4 protein-coding genes are annotated in these 12,018 nt (G+C 59.9%); all 4 read right to left on the bottom strand.

Going from position 1 to position 12,018, the window contains the following annotated elements; translation table 11 throughout:
- Positions 1-153 precede the first annotated feature (153 nt).
- The 4 genes from LOY52_RS07490 to flgK all read right to left on the bottom strand — a co-directional run bounded on the left by LOY52_RS07490 (position 154) and on the right by flgK (position 12,013).
- Positions 154-4,443, bottom strand: a complete 4,290-nt coding sequence (locus LOY52_RS07490) for an S-layer family protein (RefSeq protein ID WP_258678946.1) — start codon at positions 4,441-4,443, stop codon at positions 154-156.
- A gap of 228 nt (positions 4,444-4,671) precedes the next feature.
- Positions 4,672-8,274 carry a glycosyltransferase gene (locus LOY52_RS07485; protein ID WP_258678945.1) on the bottom strand — a complete coding sequence of 1,201 codons (3,603 nt, stop codon included), beginning with the start codon at positions 8,272-8,274 and terminating at the stop codon, positions 4,672-4,674.
- 108 nt (positions 8,275-8,382) lie between these two features.
- Positions 8,383-9,954, bottom strand: a complete 1,572-nt coding sequence (locus tag LOY52_RS07480; protein WP_145593092.1) for a flagellar hook-associated protein 3 — start codon at positions 9,952-9,954, stop codon at positions 8,383-8,385.
- A gap of 13 nt (positions 9,955-9,967) precedes the next feature.
- Positions 9,968-12,013, bottom strand: coding sequence for a flagellar hook-associated protein FlgK (gene flgK, locus LOY52_RS07475; protein WP_258678944.1), 2,046 nt, complete (start codon positions 12,011-12,013; stop codon positions 9,968-9,970).
- Positions 12,014-12,018: the final 5 nt, after the last annotated feature.

The raw sequence follows: 12,018 nt of genomic DNA, 5'->3' as shown, positions 1-12,018 counted from the left end.
CAAGCGCTCGTTTTATGGCGATTTGAGGGGGACTTGCAGGAAACGCGCCAGCTCGGTGCGCAGTGTGTGGCAGGACGTGCGGCCATGAAAAAAGGGATGAATCCGTCACCGGACTCATCCCTTTCATCGAGCTATTTCAACGATTGGAGCGGATCAGCCAAACATGCTGAACCCGTCATTGATCGGCAGAACATCACCGTTGGCTGCCATGAAGTGCTCGATGGTGTTGTAGCCAGCGAACCAGTCCTGCAGTTTTACGCCTTGGGCGGTTGGATCAGACGGTGGGAAACTGCCGTCATTGAGGTACAGGTCGTTGCCCACCCGTTCCAGTTGCAACGTATCAGCCGAACGGATGTTGTTCAGGATCAGCGTGTCCGTACCGCTAGTGCCATCATCACGGATGGTTACCAGCAGGCCGGTATTGACGACATAGGTGTCGCCGCCTTCGCCGCCGTTGGCAAAACCGGTGGCTTTATTTTGCCACGGGTAATTATTGATGGCGCCGAAAGTCAGCGCGTCGTTGCCCGCCCCGCCAAGCAGTACGAAGTTTTCGCCGGTACCGAGCAGATCATCACTACCGTCGCCACCATCGGCAGTGCCGCTGACGACGTAGATCGTGTCGTTGCCAGCTTCACCGAAGGCGAACGTTCCACGGTCGTCCGGAGCACTGATGATGAGGTCGTTGCCATTGCCGCCGTAGAGCATGTCGGCTTGCGGCCCAGCGGCAGCGACGTCGACCGCGAACGGCCCGAGCTGAGTGTAGAAACTGCCGTAAATGACATCGTTGCCATCGCCACCGTAAATGGTGTCGTTGCCCAGACCACCCTCAAGGCCGTTGGCCAGCGCGTTGCCGGTCAGCGTGTCGTTGAAGTTGGTGCCGATGATGCTTTCGACGTTGATGAGCACGTCGCCTTGTGCATCACCGCCCTGATTGACGCCAGTCTGCAGGTTGATGTTCACCGCCGTGGTGTTGTTGATGTACCAGACCGTGTCGATCCCTTCACGCCCGTCAATCACGTCGGCGCCGCCGCCACCGATGAAATTGTCGTTGATCGCCGTTCCGGACAAGGTGTCGGCAAACCTGCTGCCCTGGAAGATCTCGACATTGGTGAAGGTATCGCCAGCAGCATCGCCGGCATTGACGTTGGTTTTCAGGTCGATAGTGACGGCACTGTCTGACGACTCGTAGCTGACCATATCCAGGCCGGTGCCGCCGTTGATTGCCAGCGCTACGGAGTTGCCAACGAAGATGTCGTTGTATTTCGAGCCTGTGAACGCCTCGATGCTGTTGTAGGTGTCGCCCGTCGCGATCCCGGTACTGACACCGGTTTTCAAGTTGATGCTGACGCCTACAGTGCTGTCGTCGTAGGACACCGTGTCCATGCCTCCACCACCGATGAACTGGTCGGCGCCACCGCCACCGTAAAGCAGATCATTGCCATTGCCGCCGGTGATGATGTTGTCGATCGCATTACCCACGCCGGTGAACGAGCCGGTACCGGTGTAGGTCAGGCGCTCGACGTTGGCTGCCAGCGTATGGTCCTTGTAGCTGACGCGCACTTCATCGTTGCCGCCGCCAACTTGCTCGATGACCGTTACGCCTCCGCCGTTGACGTAGTAGATGTCATCGCCCGCACCACCATCGTAAGTTGCAAAGAGGTAGGCATCCGTGGTGAAGGTATCGTTGAACGCCGTACCGATGACTTTCTCGATATTGGTCAGGGTCACGCCCTGCGAATCGCCACCGACGCCCGGCAGGCTGGTGCCCGGTCGGATGTCGATATTCACGGCCGCGCTCGAAGTCGAGTAGTCCACGGTGTCGAAACCTTCACCGCCATCTACACCCGAAATCCGGCTATCGACCACGAAGGTGTCGTTGAATTTGGAACCGGCGATGACTTCGATACTGTTGTAGGTATCGCCCGCACCGATCCCCGAGTTGACCCCGGTTTTCAGGTTGATGTTGACTGCCACGGTGCTGTCCAGGTACGACACGGTGTCGCGACCGGCTCCCCCGAAGAACTGGTCGGCACCGCCACCGCCGTACAGCATGTCGTTGCCGTTACCCCCGGTGATGATGTTGTCGCTGGCATTGCCCCACCCGGTAAACGCAGCCGTACCGGTGTAAGTCAGGCGCTCGACGTTAGCCGCCAGTGTGTGTTCCTTGTAGCTGACACGCACTTCATCGTTGCCGCCGCCAACTTGCTCGATAACCGTTACGCCACCGCCGTTGACGTAGTAGATGTCGTCGCCCGCACCACCGTCGTAAGTGGCGAAGAGGTAGGCATCCGTGGTGAAGGTATCGTTGAACGCCGAACCGATGACTTTCTCGACATTGGTCAGGGTCACGCCCTGCGAGTCGCCACCGACGCCCGGCAGGCTGCTGCCCGGACGGATATCGATATTCACGGCCGCGCTCGAAGTCGAGTAGTCCACGGTGTCGAAACCTTCACCGCCATCAACAGCCGAAATCCGGCTATCGACCACGAAGGTGTCGTTGAATTTGGAACCGGCGATGACTTCGATACTGTTGTAGGTATCGCCCGCACCGATCCCCGAGTTGACCCCGGTTTTCAGGTTGATGTTGACTGCCACCGTGCTGTCCAGGTACGAAACGGTATCGCGACCGGCACCGCCGAAGAACTGGTCGGCACCGCCACCGCCATAGAACATGTCGTTGCCGCTGCCGCCGGTGATGATGTTGTCGCTGGCATTACCCCAGCCGGTGAACGAACCGGTGCCGGTATAGGTCAGGCGCTCGACGTTGGCCGCCAGCGTATGGTCCTTGTAGCTGACGCGCACTTCATCGTTGCCGCCGCCAACTTGCTCGATGACGGTTACGCCACCGCCGTTGACGTAGTAGATATCGTCCCCTGCACCACCTTCGTAGGTTGCGAAGAGATAAGCGTCAGTAGTGAAGCTATCATTGAAAGCAGAGCCGATGACTTTCTCGACGTTGGTCAAGGTCACGCCCTGCGAATCGCCGCCGACACCTGGCAAACCGGTGCCCGGACGGATGTCGACGTTCACGCCGGCAGCCGACGTCGAATAATCGACGGTGTCAAAACCTTCACCGCCATCGACGCCCGAAATCCGGCTATCGACCACGAAGGTGTCGTTGAATTTGGAACCGGCGATGACTTCGATACTGTTGTAGGTATCGCCTGCGCCGATCCCCGAGTTGACCCCGGTTTTCAGGTTGATGTTGACCGCTACCGTGCTGTCCAGGTACGACACGGTGTCGCGACCGGCACCGCCGAAGAACTGGTCGGCACCGCCACCGCCATAGAACACGTCATTGCCGCTGCCGCCGGTGATGATGTTGTCGCTGGCATTGCCCCAGCCAGTGAACGAACCGGTGCCGGTATAGGTCAGGCGCTCGACGTTGGCCGCCAACGTATGGTCCTTGTAGCTGACACGCACTTCATCGTTGCCGCCGCCGGCCTGCTCGATGACCGTTACGCCACCGCCGTTGACGTAGTAGATGTCGTCGCCCGCACCACCGTCGTAAGTTGCGAAGAGGTAGGCGTCAGTGGTGAAGCTATCGTTGAACGCCGAACCGATGACTTTCTCGACGTTGGTCAGGGTCACGCCCTGCGAATCGCCGCCGACACCTGGCAAACCGGTGCCCGGACGGATATCGACGTTCACGCCGGCAGCCGACGTCGAATAATCGACGGTGTCAAAACCTTCACCGCCATCGACGCCCGAAATCCGGCTGTCGACCACGAAGGTGTCGTTGTATTTGGAGCCCGCGATGACTTCGATGTCGTTGAACGTATCGCCCGCGCCGATCCCCGAGATGACCCCGGTTTTCAGGTTGATGTTCATGGCCACCGTGCTGTCCAGATACGACACGGTGTCGCGACCGGCGCCACCGAAGAACTGGTCGGCACCGCCACCGCCATAGAACACGTCGTTACCGTTGCCGCCGGTGATGATGTTGTCGCTGGCATTGCCCCAGCCGGTGAACGAACCGGTGCCGGTATAGGTCAGGCGCTCGACGTTGGCCGCCAGCATATGGTCCTTGTAGCTGACACGCACTTCATCGTTGCCGCCGCCCGCCTGCTCGATGACCGTCACGCCACCGCCGTTGACGTAGTAGATGTCGTCCCCCGCACCACCGTCGTAAGTGGCGAAGAGGTAAGCGTCCGTGGTGAAGCTATCGTTGAACGCCGAACCGATGACTTTTTCGACGTTGGTCAGGGTGTCGCCCTGCGAATCGCCGCCGACACCTGGCAAACCGGTGCCCGGACGGATGTCGATATTGACCCCCGCTGTGGAGGCCGAGTAATCGACCGTATCAAAACCGGCCCCACCGTCGATCTTGTCTGCACCGGCACTGCCCTTGATCAGGTCGTTGCCATCCAGACCATTGATCTGGTCATCGTCACTGGTACCGTTCAGCGTATCCGCGCCGTTTGTCCCGTTTATAACTGCCATTACTTCTTCCTTGCCTTGTTGTGAATAGGTACTCGTCGCGGGCGACCAGACGACATCGCAGCGACCATTGGAGATCAACGATTGTGTTGATATCGACAGGAACTGACGGTGTCTTGAGCTCGAGGACAAAAATTGTATCGAGTTTGATGCAAAGACGAATTGCAAAGAAAAAAAACAGGCGACTAGAAAGTCGCCTGTTTTTTTGGGGGAGAGTCTTGCTTGAGCCTGTCAGTCCGCCAGCCAGCCATACTCCCAGTAGCGCAGGTTATCGCCGCGCAGTACGTAATCGCGCAGCACCACTTCACGCAATTCATCGCCCATTCGGTAGCTCGCATCCGGGTCGGCCAGGTGCATGCGGATTGCCTGCAGCCATTCATCCGTGGTGTTTGTCTTGATCCGTGTGCACGGCAGGTAACCGCGATAGGCTTCGGTGTCGGTGCAGATCACCGGATAGCCGCAGGCGCCGTACTCCAGCAGACGCAGGTTGCTCTTGCAGTCGTTGAAGATGTGAAACTCCAGCGGCGCCAGGGCCAGATCAAGGTTGAGGCTGGCCAGTTTCGCCGGGTACGCATCGAGGGGAATCACCCCGTGGAACTCATGCATGTAGGGACGCAGGTCATCCGGGCACATGCCGAAAAACACCCAGTCGACTTCGTCGGCCAGCTCGCGCACGACATCGGCGATCACCGCCAGATCACCATGGTGACTGGTGCCGCCGCCCCAGCCGACTCGCGGCTTTTTCGAAGTGCGACGCTGGCTGCGCAGGTTGCACCAGAACTCTTTCGCCAGCATGTTCGGTACGACGCGAATGTCGTGATGCATGTCCGACAATGCGTTGGCCAATGGCTGAGTCGAAACCACGACACGGTCGCACATGCCGATCGCCCGGCGAACAATGCGTTCCATTTCAAACTTGTCCGGCATGTTGCGGATATGCGCATTGCGATGCGGCACATCAATGACGTAGTCATCCAGCTCGTAGATGCGACGCGCATTGAAGTAGTTGCGCAGCACCGGCATTTCGTTGACCGACGCCTCTGTGTAACGCCCTTGCAGAACGATTACATCAGGCGACATGCGCTCGATTTCAACGATCGGCGGCAGGTTCACGCTATAGCGAATCTGCCCTTGCACCCGCCCTGCCGCTTCGAGTTCGATCAGCGGTTGCGTGACACGATAGTGACCGATCGCCGAGGCATTGATCGGCAACCCGAGAATCTTCGGCTGGGTGCCAGTGCTGAAAGGACTCCAGCCGGTGCGCAGGCCCGGTTCGAGCGTGAAGCTTGAACCCGTGTGCTTGTGCAAAGACAGATTGGGATTGTAGGCAGGGTCACGGGCAACAACCGGCAGCCAGCGCTTGAAGAACGTTTCTTCTTGCTGATTGTGCGAGACCCCTTCTTCATCGTTGACCGCATCGACTGGCTGCGCGCCCAGCGCCAGCGCCGCATAGGGCGTCCACACCACCAGATAACCCTGGCGGGCTACGCGCAGCGCCAGATCCACTTCATACAGCATACGCGGCAGGCTCTGCTCATCCAGGCCGCCCACTGCATCGAACACTGACTTGCGCACCATCAGGCAATCGGCGCCCACGGCGCTCAGATCCTGGACCACCTGCAAACGGAACATGTAGCCGGAGGATTGCATCGACTGACCATAGAACGGCAAGCCGGCCGGCCCCTGCAAACCGAGCACCAGACCCGCATGCAAAACATAGCCATCAGGATTGAAAAGCTTGGCACCGACGATGCCGACTTCCGGGCGCTGCGCGTGATTGAGCAGTTCGTCGAGCCAGTCAGCCTGAGTGATCACCGTATAAGGATTGAGCAGCAGGACGTATTCGCCCCTTGCCTGACTCACGGCAAAGTTGCGCAATGCGGCGACATTGCCCTGCTGCGGGTAGCTCAGCACGCGTACGCGCTCGCTGCCCAATTGCGCCATGCCGTCCAGCCAGGCACGGGCCTCGGCGGTCTGACTGCCATTGTCGACCAGCAGCAGCTCATATTCGCTGTACGCGGTTTTTTCCAGCAGGCTCTCGACGCAGCGTTGCAGCGCCGCAATCTGGTCGCGGGTCGAAATAATGATCGAGACCAACGGCCGCTGCGCATGCCGATAATCGACTCGATTGAGCAGGTCGACACTGCCTCGGCGCAGGTCGTGGGAGATACCCAGACGGTCAAGATGGGCCGCCAGCAATCGTGAATTGTTTTGCGTCACGGCCGGCAGCGACAGCCACTGGGTCAGGTCGAATGTCGACTCGATGGCAATCTCGGCCAGATGTCCGACCACCTGGGTCCCGTGGTCTTCAACCATGCGCCAGAGCATGTCGTGAGGCGCAAGCTCAGTGAAGGTCGAATCGAAACCGCCGAGCGCCAGAAAAACCTCACGCCGGAACGCCAGCGCGCGGCCGACATAAGGGTAGCTGCGCAGCAGATCCAGGTTGAAGTCAGGCTTGAATGCCGGCTCCACCGATTCCCCTGCACGCAAACTGCCTTCATCGCTGTACAGACAATGCAGGGCGCTGTTGAAGGCAATGCGCTCGGCCATCATCAGCAGAGCCGGGGGCACCAGACGATCACCGGCGCGCAGCAGATAAAACCAGTCAGCACCTTCCAGCTGCGGCAGCAGCTGATTGATCTGCTCCAGGTAATCGTCCTGCAACGGCAGATGGAACACCCGCCCATCCAGTACCGGCTCAGCGCAATCGATGGACAATACCAGCGTCAACTCGGGTGGATAGACCTGCGCGGCGAGACTCTCCAGGGTTCGTTCCAGCGCCACCTGACTGCCCTGCTCATCCACCACGACTGGCACGATTCGCGGCGTGGACGGCCAGCTCGCCAGCGTGTCCGGCAGCAATCTGCTTTGCACGTCACTGAGCCTGCGGCACTCCAGCCATTGCGCATAGAGTTCGGCAAAACTCTGGCTGTCCGCGCCGACCTGCCAGATCTGCGCACTTTGTTTGGTACCCAGCGTGCGGCTCAGCGGCAGCTCCACCCAGACCCGGGGCGACTCATCTGCCTTGGGCATGGGCACATAACGCACCCACCCCTTCGCGGGTGCCGATTCTCCGCTACGCGCCTTGAGCATTTGCAGCAGCCATTGCTGCTCGATGGCCAAAGCATCCTTCATCACTTGCTGGCCACTCAGGCGATCCGGGTACAGGCGCTCGATACTCAAGACATGATTGGAGATCACCGCGTTGCCGCGTCGCAGCAAACACACGAACAATGCGAAATCGAGGCTCGCCACAAAACAGTGGTCCGGCTGCGTCAGCGCCGGCAGCAATTCGACAACGTCGGCGCGACGGAACAGGGCATTACTGAAACCACCGAGGAGGTTCGACGGGAACGTCTCGAACAGTGCCAGCAGGTCCTCCCCCTTGAACAACCCACTGACCGGTGACAGTGGCGTATTTTCCAGACGCGAAGGCAGCACCATATCGTCAGCGTCCCAGAACAGACGCTGGGCCAGCACCAGATTGACTTCGTCACGATTGGCCAACACTTCAGCCTGACGCTCGATACAGCTGGCGAACAACTGATCGTCGTCACACAAAAACTTGATGAATTCGCCTTGGGCCAGATCCAGGCAGGCTTGCAGATTGCCGACCATACCCAGGGTGCGCGGGTTACGCACGTAATGCACGGCAACCCCGCTCTGCTCGGCTATCGCCGCGACAATGGCTTCGATTTCAGGACCACGACTGTCATCACACACGATGATTTCGAGATGACCATAACCCTGGCTGACGGCGCTGCGCAATGCGCGCTCGAAGAAGCGCGGGTTGAAGGCAGGAATGACAAGGCTGACGAGAGGAAGTGAATTCACGGCGGGCTCGCAGGCGGTACGAGCCCGCTCGGTAAAGCGAGCCCATGAAACCGCTAAAAACATAAACTGAGGAACTGGGCAAACGGGGGCTCGCGCGCCCGTTCAGCATCAGATCTTGTTGAACAGACCCAACTGACTGATTTTGCTGAAGGCCAATTGCGAGGCTTGCAGCATGGTCTGTTGCAACGTCAGGCGGGTCATCACCTCGGCCGGATCCGAGTCACGGATCGAACCCTGAGTCATGGTGTTGGCCTGAATCAGACTCTGGTTAGTCGTGTCCTGGTCGTCGAGCGACTGTCCACGAGCACCGATCGAGGTCACGGCAGCGCCAATCTGGTTGGAGGCGCTATCGAGGTTGCCCAACGCCGACTCCATGGCCCCTTGGAATTGCTGCTTGACCACCGGATCACCATCGATCGGCAGGTTCAGCGCCGTGACCATCTGGCCCAGGGTGTCGAGCACGTTCTGGGTCTGGTGGTTGTTGGACTGGATCGAGAACTGATCGCCCGCGCCCGGCGTACCGCCAATGGCGAAGGTCACACCGGCGGCCGTAGCGTTGGTGCCGACCATGGTGCCCGACGACACTGGTTTGCTGTCAGCGGTCACAGGGGCCGCGTACAGATCGAAATCGGTGGCGCTGGTGAACTTCAGCACCGCGCCGCCGCCCGACGGGAAGGCCGCGCTGTAGGCCGCCTGGTCGGTCACGCTGGCGCCGGTGATGACCGCAGTCGACGGGTTGCCCGGGCTGCGCGCGGTGGTGAACGAATCCGGCGTGGCCGACAGCTGGAAGCTGTGACCGGCGATGACCGCGTCAGGGTTGGTGTCACCGGCCTTGAGGTTGATGTTCAACTTCAAGTCGACGCCGCGGAAGCTGACCGCCTGGTTGGTGCCGTTGCTGTTGCTGATCACGCCGTTCTGGCTGGCTTCGGACGTCACGTCGTTGCCCAGGGCATCGGTGATCTTCAACTGGGTGCTGCTGACAAAGCTGACAGTGTACGGCTGTCCGCCGGAGAATTTGGCGTTGTACGTCGCCGCAGTGCCGACCGTACCGTTGGACAGCACCACACGACCGTCATCCACCGCCGGAGCGGTCATGGTGGTCTGGGTGCGGCTGGTATTGATGGTCTGCTGGAACGCGTCCCAACCGGTAGTGTTGGTCGCGACCGACATACCGTCACCAATGCCCAGATTGATCTGGGTCTGATCACCGTTGTAGGTGTAGGTGCCGTCGACGTTCTGCGAGTATGGCGCGGTATCGGTCTTGGAACCGGAGAACAGATAGTTGCCGTTGGCGTCCTTGGAGTTCATCAGGCCCAGCACCTGTTGCTGGATCTGGCCCAGTTCCGCCGCGTACGCCTTGCGGTCAGCATCGGTGGCGATGCCGTTGTTGGCGGCCAGGCCGATTTCCTTGGCGCGCTGCAAAGCTGTAGTGATGGAGTTCAGAGTGGACTCCTGCACGGTCAGCGCGCTCTTGGTGGTGTCGATGTTGCCCTGATACTGGTCGAGCATCGCACTTTGCTGACCCAGCTTGAGCAGACGACCGGCGCCGATCGGATCGTCGGCAGCGGTGTTGATGCGCTGCAGGCTGCTCGCTTCGTTGGCGGTCGCGACCGTCTTGCTGTAGTTGCGCTGATATTGAGCAGCTTGCGTCGCGTAATACTGGGCGGTGGAAATGCGCATGAATTACGACTCCTTAAAGACTGTTGATCAGCGTGGCGAAAGTTTCCTGCGCAGCTTTGATGATCTGCGAAGACGCTGTGTAGTACTGCTGATACTTGACCAGGTTGCCGGTCTCTTCATCGAGGTTGACCTGGGACAGCGAGTCGCGCGCGCCCTTGGCCTGATCGAGGATCACCGAGGTGGCGTCATTGTCGGACTTGCTCTGGGCTGCCTTGGTACCGACGTTGGTCACCAGTTTGTTGTAGGCGTCGGTCAGGCTGATGCCTTTGCTGCCGCTGCCGGTGTCCACGGTCTGCTTGGTCTGCAGGCCAACCAGTGCCTGGGCGTTGCGGTTGTCCGAAGAGGCCGCGCCGGTCAGGTTGATGGTGAAGGTTTCGCCGGATTTTGGTGTCGCGCCCACGGTGGTCTGTACGGTGAAGGTCTTCTGCACGTTCGGCGTGACCGTGGTGTCCATCACCGGAGCACCGGTGGAGTCGACCATGCCGACCTTGAGGTTCAAGGTGTTGGCCTGCCCCGGCACGATGGTGCCGGAACCGATGGTGTTGCCCTTGGCGTCGACCATGTTGTACGACTGGCTGCCACTGGCGACTGCACCGAACACCAGCTTGACCGGCGTCGAGTATTTGAGCGCATTCTGCAACTCGGTCTGCGACGCCGGGTTGTAGATGTCGATCGAATCGGTCAGGGTCGGCTGGGTGTAGGTGCCGGAATTGTTGGCACTGGCCACGCCGGTCAGCGGTGCTGCCGCAGCGATTTTCTTCGGATCGGTCAGTACGGTCTGGATGGAACTGGCCGCGTTACGGGTCGGCGTCACCTTGAACGTGTCGCCCGCGCTCAGCGCCCCGCCGTTGAGCGCCAGGGTGAAGCCGTCGATCACTGGCGGTGGCGTGGTCGTGGTGCTGAACGAGCCCATGTCGGTGCCATCGGAGCGCTTGACCGAATAGTTGGTGGCGCTAGTGAAGGTCACCTGATAATCGCTGGTGGTCAGCTTGCCCGTGTCCTTGATGGTGACATCGAGGTTACCCGAGCCTGCGCTGTTGCCAGACTGCGCAATGCTGCGCTGACTGACCAGAGCGGCACTGTTGATGTTGTTGAAGATCGCTGCGCCGAAGTCACCGTTCTTGTCGATGCCCTGGGCTTGTTGGCTGTTGACCTGATCGGCCACTACCAGCGCGACACGCCCCAACTCATTGAGCGAAGGGTCGAGCACTTCCTTGCGATAGGTCAGCAGGCCGCCGATTTCGCCGCCGCTCATGGCCGACGTGATGTCGATGACGCTTGAGCCACGGTCCATCTGAATGGCCATGCGCGTCGGATCGTCCTTGCTCGGGACGGTGCTCAGAGTGTTGGTGGTGTTGCCGATCACCAGCGGCTGGCCGGTGCCGATATACACGTCAAAACTGGTACCGCGTTCAACGACCTGCGCGCCCGTCAGCTCGGAGAGCTGGCGCACCGCTTCGTTACGGGTGTCGAGCAGGTCGTTCGGCTGGCCGCCGCTGGTGGAAATTTCGCCGATCTTCTGGTTCAGATTGGCAATCGAAGTCGCCAATTTGTTGACCTGGGAGGTCATGTCGCCCAGGTTGCCGTTGATCGTGGTGTTCTGATCATTCAGCTGTTTGGCCAGCGCATTGAAACGGCTGGTCAGCGCCTGCGCACCAGTCAGCACCGACTGACGGGAAGTGTCGTCAGTGGCCGAGGTCGCCACGCCCTGCATTGTGGTGAAGAACTTCTGCAGCACACCGGTCAGGCCGGTGTTGGTATCGGACATCGAGGCATCCAGCGCAGTGGCCTGGGCACCGTACGCAGCCGCTTCGCTATTGAGCGAGGTGGCGGTATGCAGCTGGTTTTCGAGGTAAGAGTTGTAGACCCGGCGCACATCGGCCAGGGTCGTCCCCGTACCGATGAAGACGTTGCCGAACTGCTGCGAGGACTTGGTGCTCTGCACGGTTTGCTGGCGTGAATACCCGGCGGTGTCGACGTTGGCAATGTTGTTACCTGTGGTCGCGAGAGAGGAAGAACTCGCGGACAACCCCGACATCCCGATATTGAGCAAACTCATGATTC

Source organism: Pseudomonas sp. B21-051, assembly GCF_024748795.1.
Classification (GTDB): Bacteria; Pseudomonadota; Gammaproteobacteria; order Pseudomonadales; family Pseudomonadaceae; genus Aquipseudomonas; species Aquipseudomonas putida_A.
This window is presented reverse-complemented; position numbering and strand designations above follow the sequence as displayed.